Below are 22,796 nucleotides of genomic sequence, written 5' to 3'. Positions count from 1 at the left end.
ACTACTGCGCGGCCGCCAGGCGGCCGCGGCCGGTGCTCGGAATCCTCATGTACCACCCGTACACTCCGGTTCCTCCGCGCCGTCCGCACCCATCTGACGACCGCTCGCTACGTTTTGGTAGCCACTCTAAGTCTGGCTGCGGACGCTAACGCGACGGCGCGGTGTCGCTGGCAGATGCCATCGAGTAGGGCGGTTGGTCGGCAACGGTTGGCGGTCGGCATCGGCCATCCCTCGATCAGGGGAGGCGCGCACATTCCCGCGCACGCCATGCTTGCCCTTTGACCACGAGGCAGCATCATGACCAACGTCATCCGCAAGACCGCCAGCTTCGGCGTGCCGTGGGAATCGGCCTATGGCTACGTGCAGGCACTGCGTGTCAATAACTCCATCTTCGTCTCCGGTCAGCTCTCTCACACCCCGCAAGGCGACCTGGTGGCCCCCGCACCGCTCGGCGCCGATGGCAAGCCCGCCAGCTTCGACAGCATGGAAGCGCAGATGCGGCGCACCTACGAAAACGCGCGGATCCTGCTGGCCGAATTGGGCAGCTCGCTCGATGACGTGGTCGAAGAGACCCTGTTCGTCATCGATGTGCCTGCCGCGTTTGCCGCGAGCGGCAAGGTACGTCCCGTCGCCTACGGTCAGGCCGTACCGCAGGTAACCAGCAACCTCATTGGCGTTTCGGCGCTGGCCTTTCCCGAACAGCTGATCGAAATCGCGTTCCGCGCCGAGCTGCAGGGGTGACTGCAGCCTGCATTCGCAGCCGCTTACAGAACCTGGCGATGCCAGATCGCTGTACCGTCAACGTGCGGCGAAACAGGAAGATCTTTCGTCGCGGGCCACGTCACCCCGCTCACCCATGCGATGACACCAGGCGCGTGTCGTCGCGCAGTGCCGCAGCATCCGCCAGACGGCAAGGCCCAGGTCGGCAGGGCGTCAGGCTGCTCCGGCACATTGCAGCGACCGCCTGTTCAACAGGCGATCGCTGCAGCCCCGAGCCGGCGGCGCTTACTTCAAATGCTCGCGCAGCCCATCGCCGGCCTGGTGGATGGCATCGCGCACCGCGGGAACGTCGCGCAAGGCGTTGAGCAGGCCGTAATCGTGAATCAGCCCGTTGTAGCGCGTCACGGTCACCTCCACGCCGGCCTGGTCCAGCTTGCGGCCGAAGGCCTCGCCTTCGTCGCGCAGCACGTCCAGTTCCGCGGTCTGGATCAGCGTTGGCGGCAGGCCGGCCAGTTGGGTCGAGCTCGCGCGCAGCGGCGAGGCGGTGATCTCGGCGCGGGCCTTGGGGTCGGTGATGTAGTTGTCCCAGAACCAGGTCATCATGTTGCGGCTGAGGAAGTAGCCGCTCTGGTAACGCTGGTACGAGGCATTGTCGAACGCGGCATCGGTGACCGGCCACAGCATCAGGTTGTAGCGCAGCGCCGGGGTGCCCGCTGCCTTGGCCTGCAGCGCCACTGCCGCCACCATGTTGCCACCGACGCTGTTGCCGGCCAGTGCCAGGCGTTGGCCATCCACGCCGATCTCCGCGCCGTGCTCGGCAACCCAACGCGTGGCGGCATAGGCCTGATGGATCGCCACCGGGTAACGCGCCTCCGGCGAGGGCGTGTAGTCGACATACACGGCTGCTGCGCCGGAGGCGTTGACCAGATCGCGGATCAGGCGCTCGTGGGTCGGGAAGTCGCCCAGCACCCAGCCGCCACCATGGAAGAACATGAAGGCCGGCAGCACCTGGCCGGCGGTCTGCGGCGGCCGCACGATCACCAGGTTCAGCGGCTTGCCGTTGGCCTGGATGGTCTTGCGGCTGACCTCGGCCGCCGGCAGGGGTGTATTGGCCTGGGCGTTGGTCAGCACCTGGCGCGCCTGCGCTGGGCTCAGCTGCTCGATCGGCTTACCGCCATCGCTGTTGAGGGCCTTGAGGAAGTCGGCGACAGGGCGCAACGGCGCCGGCTGGTCGCTGGGTTCCGCCGCGACAGCGGTGCTGATCGATGCCGCCAGCAGCGTAGTGGCAATCAGGGCGAGGGGAGTCTTCATGATGCAGGTCCTGGATGAGCCGGGCAGGGCGCCGGCGACAGGAGTGACTTTGCGCGTCAGGGCGGTACGATAGGGCGCGAATCGTCCATAAAACTTTACCTGGAGTCCAAGATGGTCGACCGTCTGGCCGCCTTGCTGAGCCACTTCTCGGTGACCGCCGAGGTTTTCCATGCCGGCGCGTTGTGCGGCATCAACCAGCTCGACAGTGGCGACCGGGGCCAGCTGCACCTGATCCGTCAGGGCGCGGTGGTGGTCCACAACGGCGACGGCAGCCACCTGCAGATCGACCGGCCCAGCTTGCTGCTGTATCCGCGCGCGCTTGCGCACCGCTTCGACACCGACCCGGTGCACGGGGCCGACTTTGCCTGCGCGCACCTGAGTTTCAGCGGCGGCGCGGCCAATCCATTGGTGCGCGCACTGCCTGCGTGCATTTGCCTGCCGCTGGAGGCGCTGCGCCACGGTGCGGTGCTGGTGCATGCCTTGTTCGAAGAAGCCTTCGCCCAGCATTGCGGGCGGCAGGCAGTACTCAACCGGCTCTTCGAAGTGGTGCTGGTGCACGTGATCCGCGAACTGATGGAGCAAGGCCACGCCACGGGCGGCATGTTGGCCGGCATGGCCGACGCGCGGCTGCGCCTGGCCCTGGTCGGCATCCACGAACACCCCGCCCAGCCCTGGTCGCTGGAGTCGCTGGCCGCCCGTGCCGGCATGTCGCGCAGTGCCTTTTCCCGCAACTTTCACGACACGGTGGGCTGCACCCCGGGCCAGTACCTGCAGGACTGGCGTATCGCGCTGGTGCAACGCGGCCTGCGCCAGGGCCGGCCGCTCAAGCAACTGGCCGACGAGGTGGGCTACGCCAGCGAGGCGGCACTTTCGCGTGCATTCAAGGCGCAGGTGGGGCAATCGCCGCGGGTCTGGCGCGGTGGGCAGTGATTCCGTGGGCCGGCGCGGCAACGCTTGCGAACGCCCGCAGCGCCGGCTGCGACTGCCCCGGGGTGCCTGCTAGATAAGCCACCGTCGTGGCGTGTGCATTGAGAGCGGCCCAGTAGGGATCGTGCCGTCGCCAGGTGGGTGGCGATGGCGCGATCCCTCCGAGCGGATCGAGCGCCTTGGGGAGGTCTGAGCCGCGCGATAACTTGGAACAAGCGCAGGGCCAGGCGATCGGCCGGGATCGATCTCCCAGGTGCCGCGCGGACACAGGCGACGCGTATTGCTAACGCGCGCGCGCCGTGTGCCGTGTGCCGTGTCGATCGTGCGCGGGTCACGCCTGTCGCTGCCGTTGCCATCACCCGTGCCCATACCTGCCATGCAGGCATTCGATTTCACCCCGCAGCAGCCGGCACGCACGATGCGTTTCCAGTGCAAGGGACTTCCCTTCGCCACCCGGCCGCTGCAGCCGCAGTGCCGAGCCATCACGCAGACCATCGGAGGCGGCATGTCCGTTCGCAGCAGCAGTCAGAAGTTCATTGCCCGGAATCGCGCACCACGCGTGCAGATCGAATACGACGTCGAGATCTATGGCTCGCAGAAGAAGGTGCAGGTTCCCTTCGTCATGGGCGTGCTGTCGGATCTGTCCGGCGCCAATACCGAGAACCTGCCTGCGCTGGAATCACGCGAGGCGGTGGAGATCGATGTCGACAACTTCGACAGCCGGCTGCGCGCCATGCAGCCGCGGGTGGCCTTGACCGTTCCCAATACCCTCACCGGAACCGGCGCATTGCCGGTGGACATCAGCTTCGACAGCCTGGACGACTTCTCGCCCACGGCAGTGGTGAAGAAGGTGGCACCGCTGGCCGAGCTGCTGGAGGCACGCACCCAGCTGGCCAACCTGGGTACCTACCTCGACGGCAAGGCCGGTGCCGAGCGCTTGATCGCCGATGCGATCAAGGATCCCGCATTGCTGCGCTCGCTGATCGCAGCCCCCAAGTCGACCGACGAGTAACGCTGCCATGGCCACTTCCAATTCCGCCGCCGTTACCGACCAGGCCGATGGCCAGACCGAACTCTCGCAGGCCGACGATTTTGCCACCCTGCTGACCCGCGAATTCCGCCCGCGCAGCGAGCGTGCCGGCGAAGAGGTGCGCCGCGCCGTGCGCACGCTGGCCGAGCAGGTGCTGGAGCGCAGCGACATCATCAGCGACGACCTGGCGCAGACGATCAATGCCTATGTGGCCGAGATCGACCGCAAGCTCACCGAGCAGCTCAACCTGATCCTGCACGCGCCGAAGTTCCAGGCGCTGGAGGGCGCGTGGCGCGGCCTGCATTACCTGGTCAGCAATACCGAGTCGGACACGCAGTTGAAGATTCGCGTGCTCAACGTGTCCAAGAAGGAACTCGCCAAGAACCTCAAGCGCTTCAAGGGCACCGCCTGGGACCAGAGCCCGGTGTTCAAGAAGGTCTACGAGGCCGAATACGGGCAACTCGGCGGCGAGCCCTATGGATGCCTGATCGGCGATTACCACTTCGACCATAGCCCGCAGGATGTCGATACCCTGCGCGGCATCAGCCAGATTGCCGCCGCTTCGCATGCGCCATTCATCGCGGCGGCGGGCCCCAGCCTGATGGGCATGGAAAGCTGGAGCGAACTGTCCAATCCGCGCGACCTGGCCAAGATCTTCTCCACCCCCGACTATGCGGCCTGGCGCTCGTTGCGCCAGAGCGAGGATGCCAAGTACCTGGCGCTGACCATGCCGCGCACGCTGGCACGCTTGCCTTACGGTGCCAAGACCGATCCGGTGGAAGCGTTCGATTTCGAGGAAGACACCCAAGGTGCCGATTCGTCGCACTACACCTGGCAGAACGCGGCCTACGCGATGGCGGTCAACATCAACCGCTCGTTCAAGCAGTACGGCTGGTGCACGCGCATTCGCGGCGTGGAATCGGGTGGGGCGGTGGAGGGCCTGCCGACGCATACCTTCCCGGCCGACGATGGCGGTGTGGACATGAAGTGCCCGACCGAAGTCGCGATCACCGACCGTCGTTCGGCCGAACTCGACAAGATGGGCCTGATGCCGCTGGTGCATCGCAAGAACACCGACATGGCGGCCTTCATCGGCGCCCAGTCGCTGGGTAAGCCGGAGGAATACGACGACCCGGACGCCACCGCCAATGCAGCGTTGAGCGCGCGCCTGCCGTACATGTTCGCGTGCTGCCGCTTCGCCCATTACCTGAAGTGCATCGTGCGCGACAAGATCGGCTCGTTCAGCACGCGCCAGCAGATGCAGAGCTGGCTGACCGATTGGGTGATGAACTACGTCGACGGCGACCCGGCCAACTCCAGCGAGGAAACCAAGGCGCGCAAGCCGCTGGCCGCCGCAGAAGTGGTGGTGGAAGAGGTCGAGGGCAATCCCGGCTACTACACCTCCAAGTTCTACCTGCGCCCGCATTACCAGCTGGAAGGCCTGACGGTGTCGTTGCGCCTGGTCTCGCGACTGCCTTCTGCCCAGACCGCCTGAGCGCGGCGCAGCACTCGCATCCACGTAATGCCCGACCTGCGGCCGGCCTGGCTGCGGGAACGGCCTCCCTTACCGCACTACCCACCACTGGAGAAGTTCCATGGCTTTCGATATGCATCTCAAATTCGGCTCCGGCGACGTCGAGATCAAGGGCGCGTCCAACCATTCCAAACACAAGGATCAAGTGCCGATCATTGCCTGGTCCTGGGGCGCCAGCAACACCGGCAACCTGCATACCGGCGCCGGTTATGCGGCCGGCGGCAAGGCCAACGTGCAGGACATTTCCATCACCAAGTACGTCGACAGTTGCTCCAACGCCTTGCTCAACGCCTGCTGCACCGGTGCGCGCGTGGATTCGGCCACGCTGTACGTCACCAATGCCACCGGCGAGCAGACCGACTACGTCACGGTCGAACTCAGCGAGGGCGTGATGATCACGTCCGTCTCCACTGGCGGCAGTGGCGGCGAAGACCGCCTGACCGAGAACGTGACCCTGCATTTCGGCAAGTTCAAGTACTCGTTCCAGCCGCAGGACGACAAGGGCAAGAAGCAGGGCGGCACCAAGGACTTCACCTTCAACATGCAGGAAGTGAAGAAGTCCTGAGCCCCACGCATCCACCAACTGGAGTGCCCATGCCGACTTCCATCGTCCACCCCGAACACGATTGCGCCCGCCTGCTCAAGGCGGGCAATCCCGAACAGTCCCTGGTTACCGCCAAGGACTGGGTGCGGCAGTGTCCAAGCGATGCGGCCGGCCGCATCGGCTTGTTCCAGTTGCTGGCAGTGGCCGGAGACTGGCAACGGGCACGGCAGCAGCTGTGCCTGGCTGCCGAGCTGGATCCGGAGTGGGGCGGTGTGGCGAGCGCGTATGCGCGCATCATCGATGCCGAGCTGCAACGCGAGCAGGTCGTGGCGGGACGGGTGCTGCCACTGACGCCCGGCCAGGTGCCGCAGTGGCAGCACGATCTGCTGCAGGCCTTGCAACACGACCGCGCAGGCGAAGCAGTGCAGGCGGCGCAACGGCGTGCGCTGGCACTGGCGCAGGCCGATACCGTCGCTGGCATTATCGATGGCCAGCGATTCGACTGGCTGGGCGATGCAGATCCGCGGTTTGGCCCCTGTCTGGAGGTCATTCTGGAAGCGGGGTATGCGTGGGTGCCGTTCGCACAGTTGCGCAGCCTGCGTTTCGAGGTTCCCACCAGCCTGCGCGACCTGCTGTGGCAACCGGTGGAGATCCAATGGCAAGGCGGCATGCACACGCGTGGCGTGGTGCCGTGCCGTTACCCCGATAGCCCGCATAGCCAGGACGGTGCGATCCGGCTCGGCCAGCGCACCGCCTGGGAGGGCGATGCTCTCTCTGCGCGCGGCATGGGGCAGCGCCTGTTGGCTGGCAGCGAGGACGACTATCCCATGCTCGACATCCGCCATGTCGCCTTCGACACCGCCGTGGTGGGCACGCCATGGCCGAACTGACCCAACAGGAGCGGCTGCAGCCCTCGCTGCTGGATCGCTTGATTGACGATCGCCGCCATGAGTTGGTGGAAAGCCGCGATGCACGTGCGATCGGCCCGGCCCAATTGCGCGACTGCGTCATGCGCGACCTGGCCTGGTTGCTCAACTGCACCCGCCACTGGCACGAGGACGCGCTGCAGGACTATCCGCAGGTTGCCAACTCGGTCCTCAACTACGGCATCCCCGACCTGGCCGGCACGCGTCTGGTCGGTCTGGACGTGATCGAACTGCAACACCGCATCCATGCCGCCATCGTGGCGTTCGAGCCACGCCTGGCTGCGGCCAGCCTGCAGGTCACTGCGAAGGTGGACACCGGGCGCATGGACCGCCTGTCGCTGTCGTTCGTCATCGATTCCGAACTGTGGGCGCAGCCGTTGCCGCTGGCCCTGTATCTGCGCACCGATCTGGACCTGGAAACCGGTCGCTTCAACCTGCTGCCCGGAGCGCACTGAGCCATGGACCCGCGCCTGCTGCATCACTACAACCGCGAGTTGCAGCACGTGCGCGAGATGGGCGCGGAGTTCGCGCAGGCGTATCCGAAAGTGGCGGGGCGCTTGGGGATGAGCGGCATCGATTGCGCCGACCCATATGTGGAACGCCTGCTGGAAGGCTTTGCGTTTCTGTCCGCGCGGGTGCAACTCGAACTGGAGGCGCAGCAGCCGGTGTTCGCCCAGCACCTGATGGAAATGCTGTATCCGCACTTCCTGTCGCCGGTGCCGTCGATGGCGGTGGTGGAGCTGCAACCGGAGCAGGGCGAAGACATCGGCCCCGCCGGGCATCTGGTGCCACGGGGCAGCGCTCTGCGCTCGCTGGTCGGGCACGGCGACCGCACCGCCTGCGAATACCGTACCGCGCACCCGGTGACGCTGTGGCCGCTGCGCCTGACCGCCGCCAGCTACCTGGCCTCACCGGCAGCGCTGGCCACGCTCGGCGTGCCGGTCGAGCCGCGGGCCAAGGCGGGGCTGCGGCTGGTGTTCAACGTGCATGCCGGGCTACGCCTGGACATGCTGGCGCTGGACAGCTTGCCGCTGTTCATCACCGGTGCCGATGGCCTGGCCGGCAATCTCTACGAACAACTGCATGCCAATACGCTGGGATTTGTGGTGCGCGCGCGCTCCGCAGAGGGCCAACCGCTCAGCCGCGCATTCGGCCCCGAACATCTGCAGCCGCAGGGCTTCGACGACGAGCAGGCACTGCTGCCACGCAGCGAGCGCTCCTTCAGCGGCTATCGGTTGCTGCAGGAGTACTTCGCCTGCCCGGAGCGCTTCATGTTTGCCGCCTTCGACGGCCTGGCGCAGGTGCTGCCACGCGCGGCGTGTACCGAGTTCGAGATCCTTGTGTGGTTCGATCGCGCGGTGGAGCGGCTCGATAACGCGGTGGATGCGAGCAATTTCCGCCTGCACTGTACGCCGGCCATCAACCTGTTTCCCAGGCGCGGCGATCGCATCCACCTGCAGCCCGGCATGTCCGAGCATCACGTGCTGGCCGACCGGACGCGGCCGATGGATTTCGAAATCCATGGTGTGGAACAGGTCGAAGGCTTTGGCGACAGCAACGCACCGATGCAACGCTTCGAGCCGTTCTATGGTGCGCAGCCGCGCAGCTGGCATGAGCGGCGCTCGGCCTTCTACGCGCTGCGCCGGCAGCCGCGGCAACTGTCCAGCGGGCAGCGCCGCACCGGGCCGCGCTCGAGCTATGTCGGCAGCGAGGTGTTCCTGTCGCTGGTCGATGGCGAGCAGGCGCCGTATCCGCACCAGCTGCGGCAGCTGGGCATGCAGCTGTGGTGCAGCAACCGCGACCTGCCGCTGCACATGCCGGTGGGCAAATCCAGTACCGATTTCGTGCTCGACGAGGGCGGGCCGGTAGCCTCGGTGCGCTGCGTGGCCGGTCCCACGCGGCCGCGCTCGGGCGTGACCGCCGGCGACACCCGTTGGCGCCTGATCAGCCACCTGCAGTTGAACTATCTCTCGCTGCTGGACGCCGGCGAAGATGGCGCCACAGCGCTGCGCGAGATGCTCACGCTGTACCACGACCCGCACGACGCCGCGGCGCGCCGACAGGTGGAAGGCGTGCGCCGCATCGCCTCGCGACCGATCGTGCGGCGCATTCCCGTGCCCGGCCCGGCCACCTACGGCCGCGGGCTGGAGATCACCCTGACCTGCGACGATGCCGCCTTCGAAGGGCAGGGTGTCTACCTGCTCGCCTCGGTGCTGCGGCATGTGTTCGCGCGCCAGGCATCGTTGAACTCCTTCACCGAAACCGTGCTGTGCACGCAAGAACGCAACGAGGTCGCCCGATGGCCAGCCCATCTCGGCAATCGACCGACGCTGTAGCGCTGCTGGCGCAGCTGGACACGCAACCGCAGGCCTTTGAATTGTTCGAGGCGTTGCGGCGGCTGGAATGCGCGCATCCGGCGCAGCCGCGGCTGGGGCAGGCGGCGCGTCCGCTAGAGGAAGCCGTGCGGCTGGGTCAGCGGGCGTCGCTGGAATTTCCCCCGCGCGACATCGACAGCCTGCAGGTCGCTGCCGACGGCCGCCCGCCCACGCTACGCACGTTGGCGCTGGGCCTGTTCGGCCCACATGGCGCGCTACCGCTGCACCTGACCGAACACGCCATCGAACGCGAAGGCGCCGGCGACCCCACCTTCGCCGCGTTCGCCGACATCTTCCACCATCGCATGCTCGCGCTGTGGTATCGCGCTTGGGCCGACGCGCGTCCCACCGTGCAGATGGACAGGCCGGGCGAGGACCGCTTCGGCGCGCGGCTGGATGCGCTGACCGGTGTGGACCAGCCGGCGTTGCGCGGCCGCGATGCGATGCCACTCGCCGCACGCCGCCACTTCGCCGGCCGGCTCGTCGCCCAGTCGCGCAATGCCGAAGGCTTGCGTGCGGTGCTGGTCGGCGTGTTCGACGTTCCGCTGCAGGTGCAGGAGTTCGTCGCCAACTGGCTGCCGCTGCCCGAAGAAGGGCACTTGCGCATGGGCCGTGCCGCTGCGCGCCTGGGCCAGGAAGCCACGCTGGGGGCGCTGGCACGCAATGCGCAGCATCGCTTCCGCCTGCGCATCGGCCCACTGGACATCGCGCGCTATCGCCAATTCCTGCCCGGAGGCGACGCGCTGGAAGTGCTCACTGCCACCGTGCGCGGCTATGTCGGCGACGAGCAGGCCTGGGACCTGCAGCTGGTGCTGGCGCGCGAAGACGTACCCATGCCGGTGATGGGGCAGGGCCAGCGCATCGGCTTGTCGCTCTGGCTTGGCCACTACCGCCACCCGCGCGACGCCGACCAACTTGTGCTTGCGCCGACCTGATCCACCCCTGCGTTTCCACTTTTTCTGGAGTTTCCATGGCAGACATCAGTCGCGCCGCCCTGTTCGGCAAGCTCAACCCGCTGGCGTATCGCGGCATCGAGAGCGCCACCGTGTTCTGCAAGCTGCGCGGCAACCCGTACGTGGAGCTGGTGCACTGGCTGCATCAGTTGCTGCAGCTGCAGGACTCGGACCTGCACCGCATCATCAAACACTTCCAGCTCAATCCGTCCACGCTGGCGCGCGATGTCACCGCCGCCCTGGATGGCCTGCCGCGCGGCTCCACCGCCGTCACCGATCTGTCGGCCAATGTCGAAGAAGCGGTGGAGCGCGGCTGGGTGTATGCCTCACTGAGTTTTGGTGAAGCGCAGGTGCGCACCGGCTATCTGGTGGTCGGCATCCTGAGCGTGCGTGGGCTGCGCCATGCATTGCTGGCGATTTCAAAAGAGTTCGACAAGCTCAAGCCCGAGGTACTCAACGAACACTTTGCGCAGATCGTGGCCGGCTCGCCGGAAGAGGGTTTGCTGCCCAGCGATGGTTTCTCGCTCGGCCAGAGTGCTGCACCCGGGGAAGCCAGTGGCGCCATCGCGCCTGCCACGCTCGGTAAGCAGGAAGCGTTGAAGAAATTCACCACCGACCTCACCGCACAAGCGCGCGAGGGCAAGCTGGACCCGATCATCGGCCGCGACGACGAGATCCGCCAGGTGGTCGACATCCTGATGCGCCGCCGCCAGAACAACCCGATTCTGGTCGGCGAGGCCGGCGTGGGCAAGACCGCGGTGGTGGAAGGCTTCGCGCAGCGCATCGCCCGCGGCGATGTGCCGCCAGCATTGAAGGACGTGCAACTGCGCACGCTGGATGTGGGCCTGCTGCAGGCCGGCGCCAGCATGAAGGGCGAGTTCGAACAGCGCCTGCGCGCGGTGATCGACGAGGTGCAGGCCAGTCCCAAGCCGATCATCCTGTTCGTGGATGAAACCCACACCCTGGTCGGCGCCGGTGGCGCGGCCGGCACCGGCGATGCGGCGAATTTGCTCAAGCCGGCACTGGCGCGCGGCACGCTGCGCACGGTGGGCGCGACCACCTTTGCCGAATACAAGAAGTACATCGAGAAAGACCCTGCGCTGACCCGGCGTTTCCAGGCCGTGCAGGTGGACGAGCCGGACGAGGCCAAGGCGGTGCGCATGATGCGCGGCGTGGCCTCGATGATGGAGCAGCACCACAGTGTGCAGATCCTCGACGAAGCGCTTGAAGCCGCGGTCAGGCTCAGCCACCGCTATATCCCCGCGCGTCAGCTGCCGGACAAATCGGTGAGCCTGCTCGACACCGCCTGCGCGCGCGTGGCGGTCAGCCTGCACGCTACGCCTGCGGAAGTGGACGACAGCCGCCGCCGCATCGAAGCGCTGGACACCGAGCACGCCATCATCGAGCGCGAGCGTGCGATTGGCATCGTAGTAGAGGAGCGTGCTGCTGCGTGTGCTGGCTTGCTGTATGGCGAACGCAGCCGGCTGCGTGATCTTGAGCAACGCTGGGTTGCCGAGAAGGCATTGGTGGATGAGCTACTGTCGCTGCGTGCACAGCTGCGTAGCGGCAATGCACCGGTGGAAGGCACAGGCAGTGCGTTGGAAGCAGAGGCCGAGGCTGACACCGATGCCGATGCCGACGCCGCGCAGGCAGCGTCTGGCGACACCGCCGTGCTCGACGCACCGGTGCGGGTTGATCGCGACACCCTGCTCGCGCGCCTGCAACTTGTGCAGGCGGAACTGGCCGCAATGCAGGGCGAATCGCCGCTGATCCTGCCCACGGTCGACTACCAGGCGGTGGCCGCCGTGGTCGCCGACTGGACAGGCATCCCGGTCGGGCGCATGGCGCGCAACGAGATCGACACCGTGCTGCGCCTGCCCGAACTGCTGGCCAAGCGCGTGATCGGCCAGGACCACGCCATGGAGATGATCGCCAGGCGCATCCAGACCAGCCGCGCTGGCCTGGACAACCCGGACAAACCGATCGGCGTGTTCCTGCTCGCCGGCACCTCCGGCGTCGGCAAGACCGAAACCGCACTCGCCCTGGCCGAAACGCTGTATGGCGGCGAACAGAACCTGATCACCATCAACATGAGCGAGTACCAGGAAGCGCACACCGTCTCCTCGCTCAAGGGCGCGCCGCCGGGCTACGTCGGCTACGGCGAAGGCGGCGTGCTCACTGAAGCAGTACGACGCAAGCCGTACTCGGTGGTGCTGCTGGACGAAGTGGAAAAAGCCCACCCCGACGTGCACGAACTGTTCTTCCAGGTCTTCGACAAGGGCTGGATGGAAGACGGCGAAGGCCGCCGCATCGACTTCCGCAACACCTTGATCATCCTCACCAGCAACGCCGGCACCGAGCTGATCGCCAGCCTGTGCAAGGACCCGGAACTGATGCCGGACCCCGAGGGCATGGCCAAGGCCTTGCGCGAGCCGTTGTTGAAGGTGTTTCCGCCGGCATTGCTCGGGCGGCTGGTGGCGATTCCGTATTACCCGCTGAGCAACGCCATGCTCGGGCAAATCGTGCGCCTGCAGTTGAACCGCATCAAGAAGCGGATCGAAGCGCGCTACAGGATTCCGTTCGACTACGACGAGGCGGTGGTGGAGCTGGTGGTGAGCCGGTGTACCGAGAGTGAGTCGGGTGGGCGGATGATTGATGCGATCCTGACCAATTCCATGTTGGCGGAAGTCTCGCGCGAGATGCTGGGGCGCACGCTGCACGGTGATCGCCTCGCAGGCGTATGCGTGAATGCAGACGGCGGCGACTTGGCTTATCGCTTTGTGCCTACGGTGCCATGAGGCGCCGACATACCGCTATGCAAGCGGGAATCAACAAGCAGGAAGACCAGTGATGGCGATGACCAAAAGTCAGATCAACAGCGGCTTGATCGGGTTCAAGGGAGCCCTGTACGACACATGGAATTCGGCCGTGTTCGTCAACCAGAGTCGGGACGACGAGGAATGGAGCGGTCTGTATGTCGGCGCGACCGTCGAGGTGGCTAACGACAACGTCGAGCCACCCGAATCCGGAACGGGGACCAGCTACATCCTGGAGGTCAGCCTGACGCGGGCACTGCCGGTGTACGCCTTCGACGACCGCTACCTGGCTCAGGGAAACGTGAGTCAGGAACTGAAGGCCGCCTACGTCAAGCAACAGCTGGGCCTCCCGGCCGACAAACGCCTGATGCCCGAACTCGGACGGCTGGGATGCTGCTACCGCGGACCTCTCAACGAGGAAGGTGACGTCGAGATCGTGATCCCCACCGTGCTGGCTCCGCATGTGCGGATGCGCAAAGTGCAGGAGGTGACCTTCAGGAGATGGATGCGATCGTGAAAACGAACCGACGCGATGGGCGTAGCGGAATCGATAGGGAACTCACACAGACAAGCAAGGGAAAACAAACGCGATGACGATTTTGACCATTTACAACCATGGCACCGGGGGCAGCTCGATGAAAGGCCCGGAAAAGGCGGAGATCGTCAACCTGTTCGGTAACAACGACAGGAGCCTGCCGTTCCAGGGAAAGGTCATCACCGAAGGGGTCGGGTCGATCGGCGATCCGCAGCGGATTGCACTGGCATTCTCGCGCGATCCCGGTGGCGGCCCTACCTGGATGGACGCGGCCCAGCACGGTCGCTCCAGCACCGCCGGGCGTGCATTCAATGCCGGGGTAGGGCATGGCGTACAACAGAATGTGGAGAGCACGGTGGAGTTCATCCGGATGCTCAACCTCAACAACCAGCTGCCCAGCACGCTCAATATGCTGGGATGGAGCCGCGGCGCGGTGACCTGTATCCGCATCGCCTGGTCGTTGTACCAGTCGCAGGATCCGGTGCTGCGCAAGATACCGATCAACATCTTTGCGGTGGATCCCGTGGCCGGCGCTGGCCATAGCAACGAAACCGACGCCACCACGCTCACCCCCAACGTACGCAACTACATGGCCACGCTCGCTACCGGTGAGCGGCGGCGCTTCTTCAAACCGATCGCCGGCCACCGCCTGCATGTAGAAGATCCGCACGCCACCTGCACCTGGGTGCTGCCGGTGCCGGGGCACCACAGCGACACCGCCAAGATGAACAACAACGTTGGCGAGATCGTATTCAACCTGGCCTACCGCTTTCTGCACGCCTGCGGCACGCAGGTGCCGGCAATGCGCCATTACAGGCTGAGCAATGGCGAGGCATGGAAGAAGTACGAGCAGATCATGGTGGGTCAAGCCAAGGTGCACACCACCAGCCTGTTGTCCAGGACAGCGATGGGTGGCATTGGCTACTCGCGCGGCGGCGAGGCCACCGCACACGCCTTCGGCGAGGATTTCTTTCCCAACATTCACGCCCGCCTGCTGTTCATGGACGCCTACCCGATGACCTATGACGCCTATTTCGTCAACGGGCGGGCGCTGAGTCCCCTGGGGGATGAGTGGGAGGGCCGCTTCGGTCAGCGTGTGCGTGCCGAGCAGGCGCGCACGCAGATGCCACAGGCGCTCGTCCTGCGGCTGGACGCGCTGGGCGGGCGACTGGCGGCGGAACCGAATCCGGACACGGGGGTTGAAATCATGCTCAACCGGCTCGCCCTGGTCGACTGAGGCGGCCTAAACCATGGTCCCTGTCCGAGCACCGGCGACAGCTCCTGTTCGTGCCACCGGGGCAGGGTGAGGTCGGACACGCTGCCGGCGAGCTGCCATCCGGTGCCGTGCGGCTGCTTCCAGAGCATCCAGCCGCGGTGAGGACCTCGCGCTCCATGACCAGTACGACCTGCGATTGCACCGTGCCTGCGCACGGACACGGTGAGATCGGCAGGCACCCAACCACTCCGCGCCACCATCTCGCCAGCACACACCGGGATGGTGGCCGAACAGGGCACAAGCCGCCTGTCACCCGCGCAGGGAAGTCGCTCACGTGGTGATCCAAATGAACAACATCAGCGAGGACCGACGAGATGTACGAATCTGCACGCCTGCCGACCAATACCAACGTTCCGCCACGCACCCGACTGCGTCAGCATGCCGCCACAGCTGGGTTGGATGCGCACAAGCAAGCATGTGTTGTTGAACTCCACGCAACTGACCGCCGAAACGATCGCACACCTGCGTCCGCGCCAGTTCCCGGAGAATATGGCATGAAGACGCTGATGCATGCTAGGTCTGCGGCGCAGGGGGATGGGGGCAGCGTGGCGGAGGTGAACGCGTGAGCTGCAGGATTCTCACCAGCTTTGCCATGGCCAACCATGGGTCGACCTTCATGCACTGGCTGCGCAGCGAGTTGATGAAGAGCCTGGCGCTGTACGACATCGATGCGGTGTATGTCGATTCGATCGTGTCGCGCTCGATCGACGATCGTGCCACGGTCGCCCCCGATACCCGCGCGCACATGCGCTCGCCGACAGGCGCGATACCGATCGGGGCAATGCGTGAGGACTGGAATGCGCTGTGCCAGGCGGCGATGCGCCAGGCGCAGTTGATGCTGTTCTGCTACACGGACGAGTTCAGGGACAGCCAGTGGTGCCGGCAGGAATGGGACCAGTTCATCGGCCAGAAGGCAGGTCGCCCGGCAGCCCGGCCACTGCGCGGGCTGGTGCTGGAATTCACCACCGATGCGTGCACGTTGCCCGGGAGCAATGGTGACGGCGTGACCCGGATACCGGTCGCCAAGACCGATGGCGGACGCTGCGGGCTGGCGTGGGACCAAGGGGACTACATCTTGTCGAGCACCGACTACGCGCGGGTGCTTGCCCAGATCCAGCGCCTGATCCGTTGAGCAGGCACCTCGGCGGCTTGGGTGATGCCATGGAGGGACCGGGTGACCTACTTGCCCTGGGCATGCGTGGCATCGCGATTTTCGATTTCCGTGCACGCCAGGGCAGCCGGCAAAGTCATCGCATGCCATCGACCTCCGCGCCTACGTACCGCACCACCACTTCGGGAGCCTGACCCATGGCCCACGCCATCACCTTGCAGTCGCCGCTGGGCAAGACGTTGCGCTTGGTGCGCATGCGTGCGCGCGAGGAGCTGGGGCGGCCGTATGCGTTCGCGTTGCATGGCATCAGCCGCGATGTAGCGATCGACCTGCGCGCGGTGTTGGGCAAGCCCATGGCAGTCAAACTCACGTCGCCACAGGGCTATGTGCGGCATTACCACGGCATCGTTGCCGAGGCCGAGCAAACCGGCTTCGAACAGATCGAAGGCTTGCGATACGCCACCTACGCGTTCTCGCTGGTGCCCCGGGTATGGCTGCTCGGTCAGCGCCGCGACTGTCGCATCTACAAGAACAGGAGCGTGCCGCAGCTGGTACGCGCGTTGCTGGCCGATGTCGGCTGCACCGACGTGAAACTGCGCCTGAGCGCGAATTACCAGCCGCGCGAGTACTGCGTGCAGTACCGCGAAAGCGGGCTGGACTTCATCAGCCGGCTGATGGAGCAGGAAGGCATCTACTACTACTTCGAGCACAGTGCCAGCACGCATACCATGGTGCTGGCCGACAGCCTCGGCGCGCATGGCGCGGTGGCGTCGTTCGCGCAGATCCCGTACTGCCCGCCCGGCCAGAAAGGCAGCCGGATGAAGGACGCGATCACCGACTGGTCGCTGGCACGCAGCGCGCACAGCACGCGCGTGCGCCTGGACGATTACGACTATCTCAGGCCCAAAGCCTCGCTGCGGGTGGACGAGACGCCGGCCGAGTCTTCCGGCCCGGCACTGGGTGAGCTGGACGTGTTCGATTACCCCGGCGAGCATCTGGATGTCGCCGCCGGCCGACGCCATGCGCAGGTACGTGCCGAGGCGCTCAACGTCGCGCAGGCGCACTACCAGGGCTGGACCGACGCCTGCGGCCTGCAGGTGGGCGCGCTGTTCAAGCTGCGCGACTTCCCGCTGGCCGAGCACAACCAGGAATACCTGGTGACCAGCGCCGACACCGAGCTGGTCGAGGTGGATTATGTCTCCGGTGGCCACGACGTCGTGGAGCCGTTTTCTTCCACGTTTCGTGCGCTACGCAGCCGGCAGCCGTTCCGCACGCCGCAGATCACGCCCAGGCCCAGCATCGCCGGCTTGCAGACCGCGGTGGTCGATGGCAGCAAGGCCGAAGACATCGCGGTCGATCAGCACGGCCGGGTGCAGGTGAACTTCTTCTGGAGTCCGCCGGGCACGCCGAACGCCGACTGCTCATGCCCGGTGCGCGTGGCGCAGTCGTGGGCCGGCAAGCGCTGGGGCGCGCAGCAGATCCCGCGTGTGGGCCACGAGGTGGTGGTGAGCTTCCTGGAAGGCAATCCGGACCGCCCGTTGATCATCGGCAGCGTCTACAACGGCGACAATCCGCCGCCCTATGCGCTGCCGGCCAACCGCACCCAGAGCGGCATACGCAGCCGCAGCCATCCCAATGGCGGCGCGGACGACTACAACGAGATCCGCTTCGAAGACCGCAAGGGCAGCGAGGAGTTGCTGCTGCATGCGCAACGCGATCTGCGTCATGAGGTGGAGAACGACCATTTCGCTACCGTCGACGGCAACGAGACTGTCAAGGTCAAACGCGAGCGCAGCCATACCGTCGGCGGCAACGACCGGCTGGACGTGGGCAGGGCGCTGCGGATCGAAGCGGGCAGCGAGATCGAGCTGGTCACGGGTGCGGCACGCCTGCAGTTGAAGGCCAGCGGCGAGGTCGTGCTCAGCGGAACCCGCCTGACGCTGGACGGACGCGTCAGCGTCGGCGTCCAAGCCGGCGTCAGCGTCGATATCCGCGCGCAGGCCAACCTGAACCTGCGCGCCAATGCTGCAGTCCTGCTGCAGTCCAACGCCGTGGCCACCGCACGCGCCAACGCCACCCTGCTGTTGCAGGCGTCCGGCCCGGCCGTGCTCAAGGGCATGCCGCCCATCATCGCTTGAGGACCGCCATGTTGCAGATCCTTCCCGCCGCGCGGCAGATGCGGCTCTCTCCTGGCGCACACGCCGCGCTGACACCGGAGATGGCGCCGGAGGCCGCGGTGCGCGAACTGCTGGCGCGTGGGCTTGCCCAGGACGCCTTGCCGCTGGCGCTACGTCTGCTGCCCAGGCCCTACGCCGTGGCCTGGTTGTGCCAATGCATGCGTACCCACGCACTATCCGCCCACGACAGCGAAGGCCTGCGGCTGGCGCAGGCCTGGGTGCAGCAGCCGGGCCCGACCCAGCGCGAAAGCGCACGCACATTTGCCGACGACGACGACTACCAGTCGGTCGGTGCCTGGCTGGCGGCGGCAGCGGCCTGGAGCGATGGCAGCCTGGCCGATGAGCAGGGACCACCAGCGGCCGACCACCTGACCGCCGCGGCCGCAGTGGCCGCCCTGCTGCACCTGGCCGGTCGCGAGCCGGCAACCTTCGAGGAGCAACTGGTGCGCTGGAGCGAAGACGCCGCACGGCTGCTGTCGGGCCTGCGCGTGCGCGAGCGTGCGCCATGAGCGCGGCAGCGGCACGACTCACCTTGACCGTACGCGACGCGCACGCCTTGGCAGGTGCCGCGCGACTGCAGGCGAGCTTTGCGACAGAAGGCGGGCGCATCGGCCGCGATGCCTCCTGCGATTGGGTGCTTGAGGGCGATGGCGTGTCGCGCCTGCATGCCAGCGTGCGCCATCTCGACGGCATGTATTTCATCGAGGACCACAGCACCAACGGCGTGCTGCACAACGGTGTGCCGCTGCGTGCCGGCTTTCCGGCGCCGCTGCATGCCGGCGACGCCTTGCGCATCGATGCCTTCGAGATCGATGTGGCGGTATCGGGTGCAGGCAGCGCCGATGCGCCGGCTGCCACGCAGACCTGGCATCCCGCCGACGCATGGACGCAGTCGGCGACGCCGGCGCACGCGCCGATGGAGCGCGATGTCCTTGCCGACCTCGGAGCATCAGCGCTGCGGGCGGCGCAAACCGATCCACTGGCGTTGTTCGCCACCTCTTTCACGCTGGCAGGCGGTGATGGCGCTGCTGCAGCGTTCGGGTTGGGGCATGCGCCAGCAACCGCCGACGCCTACCGTGCGCCCGAGGCGCTGCCTGCTGCCACTGGTGTCGTGCTGCCCGAGCATTGGGACCTGACCCGCAGCGAATTCTCACGGCATCGCAACGCCCAGCACGAGGTGGATGCACCGGTGCCACCCACCGCATTGACCTCACAGCCTGCGCCAGCAGCGCCTGCCGAACCACCGCAGTCGCAACCGCAGCCGCTGACATCATTGCCATTGTCATTGGTATCGCACTCCCCAGTCGCCGCATCAACCGACACCGCAGACACAGGCGTCGCCGCGGCCACGCCCAGCGTCCAGCCGGCAGTTGCCCAGACGCCGGTAGCGCCCGAGCTACCTGCATTGTTCGCCGCCATGACCGCTGGCTTGATGGACGTGTTGCGCGCACGCGCCGAGTTGAAGAACAGCCTGCGCCTGCCGGTCACGCTGATCCAGCGCACCGAGAACAACCCGCTCAAGTTCGCTGCCACCGCGGACGAGGCGGTGGCGCGTCTGCTTGCACCCGCCAGCCCGGGCTACCTGAGCGGTGCGGCGGCCATCGACGAGGCGATGGAAGACATCGGGCGCCACCAACTGGCCTTGCTAGCCGGCATGCGTGCGGCCTTCGAGCACCTGTTTGCGCAATTCGATCCGGCGCGGTTCGAGGCCGATGCCGCCGCGCACTCCCCGCTGCGCGCCTGGGGCAATCGCCCCTGGCGACGCTACACGCAGCACTACCGCGAGCTGCTCGGCGATCCGGACGAGCGCTTCCGCCGCCTGTTCGGCGAGGAGTTTGCCCGTGCTTACGAGCAACAACTGGCCCGTGCCAAGGCGCAGGGCCAGCCCCCACACGGCGAGCGGACATGACCCCCTACAACAAGGTGATCTGGAGCGAGGGCCTGTTCCTGCGCCCGCAACACATGCAACAACAGGAGCGCTATCTCGAGCGCTACATGGAACTGCATGCCGGTGCACTGCGTCCGCATGCCTGGGGATTCAGTCGACTGGAGCTGGAACCGGAACTGCTCGCCATCGGCAAGCTCGGCATCCGCCGTGCGCAGGGCTGTTTTCCCGACGGCACGCCGTTCTCCATCCCCGACCGCGACCCCGCGCCGCCGCCACTGGACGTCCCCACCAACTGCCGCGACCAGGTAGTGAGTCTGGCGCTGCCGCTGCGTGCCACCGCCCAACCCGATAGCGCCTGGCCCGACGGCGACGGTAGCCGGCTGGCACGCTATCGGGTCGGCGAGGCCGAGGTTGGCGATGCCTCCGGCAGCATCGCCGGCACGGTGCTGCTGGAAGTGGGCGTGCTGGCCAGCCGCCTGCGCCTGCAATCGGACCCGGGCGAGGGGCTGGTGGATGTGCCGATGGCGCGCATCGTCGAATGCCGTGCCGACCGGCGGGTGATTCTCGACGATGCTTTCATCCCCACCGCCAGCCGCATCGAAGGCGCGGCGCGCCTGTCCACGCTGCTGGCCGAGTTGCTGGGGCTGTTGCACCAGCGCGGCCAGGCCCTGGCCGAGCGCGTGGCCGGCAGCGATCGCGGCGGTGTGGCCGAGATCGCCGACGTGCTGATGCTGCAGGTCGTCAATCGCTACCAGCCGCTGGTGGCGCATTGGGCCAACGCGCCGCTGGAGCATCCCGAAGCGCTGTATTGCCTGTTGCTGTCGATGGCCGGCGAGCTGGCCACGTTCACCCGTGCCAGCAAACGCAGCGGGCCGTTTCCGCCTTACGCTCACGATGCACTGCAGGCCAGCTTCGAGCCGGTGGTGCTGTCCCTGCGCGAAAGCCTGAGCGCGGTGCTCGAACAGTCGGCCATCGCGGTGCCGTTGCAGCAACGCAAGTACGGCGTGTGGGTGGGCATGCTGCCCGACCCGGGCCTGCTGGACTCGGCCGCCTTCGTGCTGGCGGTCAAGGCGGACCTGCGCGCCGAAGACCTGCGCAAGCGGCTTCCCACCGAGTCGAAGATCGGCCCGGTGGAGAAGATCCGCGACCTGGTCAACCTGCAACTGCCCGGTGTGGCGGTGACCGCGCTGGCGATGGCGCCGCGGCAGGTGCCGTATCACGCCGGCAACGCCTACTTCGAGCTCGATCGGCAATCGTCGCTGTGGAAGACGCTGCGCACCTCTGGTGGCGTGGCGCTGCATTTCGGCAGCAGTTTCCCGGGCCTGGAGCTCGAATTGTGGGCGGTGAGGAACTGAGATGCACAAGATGGCCGACCACCACGATGACGACGCCACCGTGGTCCGCAGCGCGGCGCCGCCGCAACCCGCCGCGGCCATGCCAGCGCCAGGCAGGGCGCCCACGCGCGCAGCGCAACCACCCGACCTGGATGCGGCCATGCGCGCGGCTCCCGGCGCCATGCAGGGCAATGCGGTGGTGCGCGCGGCCACCCCGTTGCTGTTGCTGGCGGTGCAGTTGCGGCACTCCATGCAGGCGCCGGACATCGCCACCCTGCGCGAAACCTGCGGCACGCGCCTGCAGCGCTTCGAGCAGGATCTGCGCGAGCAGGGCAGCGACGACAAGACCGGCGTCGCCGCGCGCTACGTGCTGTGCACGCTGCTGGACGAAGCGGTGCTGGCCGCGCCGTGGGGCGAGGGCAGCGGCTGGTCGCAACGGACCTTGTTGGTGACCTTCCATGGCGAAACCTATGGCGGCGCCAAGGTGTTCGATCTGCTGGATCGGTTGTCGCGTGATCCGGCGCGGCATCTGGATCTGCTGGAGTTGGTGTACCTGGCGCTGGCGCTGGGCTTTGGCGGCCGCTATCGGGTGGAGCAGGGCGGACACGCGCGCCTGGCCGATCGTCAGGCCGAGCTATCCCAATTGATCCAGCGCCAGCGCCTGCCGGTGCCCGCCGAGCTGTCGCCGAACTGGCAGGGCGCGCAGGCGCCGCTGCTGCGCGGTACGGCGGCGACACCGCTGTGGATCGCGTCGTTGGCCTCGCTCTGCATCCTGTTGCTGGCGTTCGTCTGGCTGCATGCCCGGCTCAACGCGTTGACCGCACCGATCAGCGCGCAGCTGGCACGCATCGGGCTGGAGCGGGTGGCATTGCCGGTGCCGGCAGTGGCAACACCGTCGGCCGCGCCGGCGCTGGCGTCGCTGCTGGCAGCCGAGCAGCGCGCCGGGCTGCTGACCGTGCAGACCGATGGCGATGGCCGCAGCACCGTGCGCCTGGCCAGCGAGGCCATGTTCCCCAGCGGCAGTGCGGACCTGGATGCCGAGCAGACCCGCGTGATCGGGCGCGTCGCCGCGGCGCTGGAGCGGGTGCCGGGGCGGGTGGTGGTGGTCGGGCATACCGACGACCAGCCGGTGCGCTCGCTGCGCTTCAAGGACAACTTCGCGCTGTCCGCCCGCCGTGCCGAAAGCGTCGGCGCGGTGCTGGCGGCCGGCCTGCGCGATCGGCGCCGCGTGCAGACCAGTGGCGCGGGCGACTCCCAGCCCATCGCGTTCCCGCCGCAGTTGCCGCAACACCGTGCGCGCAACCGGCGCGTCGAGATCCTGTTGATTCCAGAGACCTGA

At 66.9% G+C, this 22,796-nt stretch carries 19 protein-coding genes and 1 other RNA gene; 19 read left to right on the top strand and 1 reads right to left on the bottom strand.

The features are described 5' to 3' along the window. Positions 1–47 precede the first annotated feature (47 nt). Together ACCQ05_RS10810 and ACCQ05_RS10805 are read left to right on the top strand one after the other, a co-directional pair. Positions 48–123, top strand: a non-coding RNA gene (locus ACCQ05_RS10810) — sX9 sRNA. A 174-nt stretch (positions 124–297) separates the two neighbouring features. Beyond that, entirely contained in the window at positions 298–741 is a 444-nt protein-coding gene (locus ACCQ05_RS10805; protein ID WP_372393805.1) for a Rid family hydrolase, read from the top strand. 264 nt (positions 742–1,005) lie between these two features. Here the strand turns inward: ACCQ05_RS10805 and ACCQ05_RS10800 are convergent, their stop codons facing one another. Next, positions 1,006–2,031 (bottom strand): alpha/beta hydrolase, encoded by a 1,026-nt coding sequence (locus tag ACCQ05_RS10800; protein WP_372393803.1) that lies wholly within the window; start codon positions 2,029–2,031, stop codon positions 1,006–1,008. Positions 2,032–2,142: 111 nt separating this feature from the next. Here ACCQ05_RS10800 and ACCQ05_RS10795 point away from each other — a divergent pair, with 111 nt between their 5' ends. The 17 genes from ACCQ05_RS10795 (at position 2,143) to tssL (ending at position 22,796) form a co-directional block, all read left to right on the top strand. Continuing rightward, entirely contained in the window at positions 2,143–2,961 is an 819-nt protein-coding gene (locus ACCQ05_RS10795; RefSeq protein ID WP_372393801.1) for an AraC family transcriptional regulator, read from the top strand. Positions 2,962–3,463: 502 nt separating this feature from the next. After that, a complete protein-coding gene (tssB, locus tag ACCQ05_RS10790; RefSeq protein WP_372393799.1) occupies positions 3,464–3,970 on the top strand; it encodes a type VI secretion system contractile sheath small subunit in 507 nt (168 codons plus the stop codon). A 7-nt stretch (positions 3,971–3,977) separates the two neighbouring features. Then, positions 3,978–5,483, top strand: a complete 1,506-nt coding sequence (tssC, locus tag ACCQ05_RS10785; RefSeq protein WP_372393797.1) for a type VI secretion system contractile sheath large subunit — start codon at positions 3,978–3,980, stop codon at positions 5,481–5,483. A 100-nt stretch (positions 5,484–5,583) separates the two neighbouring features. Next, positions 5,584–6,087: an Hcp family type VI secretion system effector gene (locus ACCQ05_RS10780; RefSeq protein ID WP_104543303.1), complete on the top strand. Its 504-nt coding sequence runs from the start codon at positions 5,584–5,586 to the stop codon at positions 6,085–6,087. Between the two features lie 29 nt (positions 6,088–6,116). Then, positions 6,117–6,956 carry a type VI secretion system accessory protein TagJ gene (locus ACCQ05_RS10775; RefSeq protein ID WP_372393795.1) on the top strand — a complete coding sequence of 280 codons (840 nt, stop codon included), beginning with the start codon at positions 6,117–6,119 and terminating at the stop codon, positions 6,954–6,956. Beyond that, positions 6,944–7,447, top strand: coding sequence for a type VI secretion system baseplate subunit TssE (gene tssE / locus ACCQ05_RS10770; protein ID WP_104543307.1), 504 nt, complete (start codon positions 6,944–6,946; stop codon positions 7,445–7,447). The genes ACCQ05_RS10775 and tssE overlap by 13 nt, the downstream gene beginning before the upstream one ends. 3 nt (positions 7,448–7,450) lie before the next feature. Then, positions 7,451–9,328 carry a type VI secretion system baseplate subunit TssF gene (gene tssF, locus ACCQ05_RS10765; protein ID WP_372393793.1) on the top strand — a complete coding sequence of 626 codons (1,878 nt, stop codon included), beginning with the start codon at positions 7,451–7,453 and terminating at the stop codon, positions 9,326–9,328. Continuing rightward, entirely contained in the window at positions 9,292–10,302 is a 1,011-nt protein-coding gene (tssG, locus tag ACCQ05_RS10760) for a type VI secretion system baseplate subunit TssG (RefSeq protein WP_372393791.1), read from the top strand. Before tssF ends, tssG begins: the two co-directional genes overlap by 37 nt. 35 nt (positions 10,303–10,337) lie before the next feature. Further along, a complete protein-coding gene (tssH, locus tag ACCQ05_RS10755) occupies positions 10,338–13,118 on the top strand; it encodes a type VI secretion system ATPase TssH (RefSeq protein ID WP_372393789.1) in 2,781 nt (926 codons plus the stop codon). Between the two features lie 52 nt (positions 13,119–13,170). Further along, a complete protein-coding gene (locus ACCQ05_RS10750) occupies positions 13,171–13,653 on the top strand; it encodes a hypothetical protein (RefSeq protein WP_372393787.1) in 483 nt (160 codons plus the stop codon). Positions 13,654–13,726: 73 nt separating this feature from the next. Further along, the gene (locus ACCQ05_RS10745; RefSeq protein WP_228962335.1) at positions 13,727–14,908 is read left to right on the top strand and encodes a hypothetical protein; all 1,182 of its coding nucleotides are present in this window, start codon (positions 13,727–13,729) and stop codon (positions 14,906–14,908) included. A 601-nt stretch (positions 14,909–15,509) separates the two neighbouring features. Next, complete coding sequence (locus tag ACCQ05_RS10740) at positions 15,510–16,079, top strand: toll/interleukin-1 receptor domain-containing protein (RefSeq protein WP_372393785.1); 570 nt, start codon at positions 15,510–15,512, stop codon at positions 16,077–16,079. A 176-nt stretch (positions 16,080–16,255) separates the two neighbouring features. Beyond that, positions 16,256–18,196, top strand: a complete 1,941-nt coding sequence (locus tag ACCQ05_RS10735; protein WP_372393783.1) for a type VI secretion system Vgr family protein — start codon at positions 16,256–16,258, stop codon at positions 18,194–18,196. Positions 18,197–18,204: 8 nt separating this feature from the next. Beyond that, positions 18,205–18,744 (top strand): DUF6931 family protein, encoded by a 540-nt coding sequence (locus tag ACCQ05_RS10730; protein WP_372393781.1) that lies wholly within the window; start codon positions 18,205–18,207, stop codon positions 18,742–18,744. After that, complete coding sequence (tagH, locus tag ACCQ05_RS10725) at positions 18,741–20,144, top strand: type VI secretion system-associated FHA domain protein TagH (RefSeq protein ID WP_372393779.1); 1,404 nt, start codon at positions 18,741–18,743, stop codon at positions 20,142–20,144. The genes ACCQ05_RS10730 and tagH overlap by 4 nt, the downstream gene beginning before the upstream one ends. Continuing rightward, on the top strand, positions 20,141–21,478 hold the full coding sequence (tssK, locus tag ACCQ05_RS10720) for a type VI secretion system baseplate subunit TssK (protein ID WP_372393777.1): 1,338 nt from the start codon (positions 20,141–20,143) through the stop codon (positions 21,476–21,478). Before tagH ends, tssK begins: the two co-directional genes overlap by 4 nt. A gap of 1 nt (position 21,479) precedes the next feature. After that, positions 21,480–22,796 (top strand): type VI secretion system protein TssL, long form, encoded by a 1,317-nt coding sequence (tssL, locus tag ACCQ05_RS10715; protein WP_228962329.1) that lies wholly within the window; start codon positions 21,480–21,482, stop codon positions 22,794–22,796.

The organism is Xanthomonas sp. NCPPB 3582 (assembly GCF_041475735.2).
GTDB classification, from domain to species: domain Bacteria; phylum Pseudomonadota; class Gammaproteobacteria; order Xanthomonadales; family Xanthomonadaceae; genus Xanthomonas; species Xanthomonas codiaei.
Note: the sequence above shows the minus strand (reverse complement) of the source record. Positions and strands in the feature narration are given on the sequence as shown.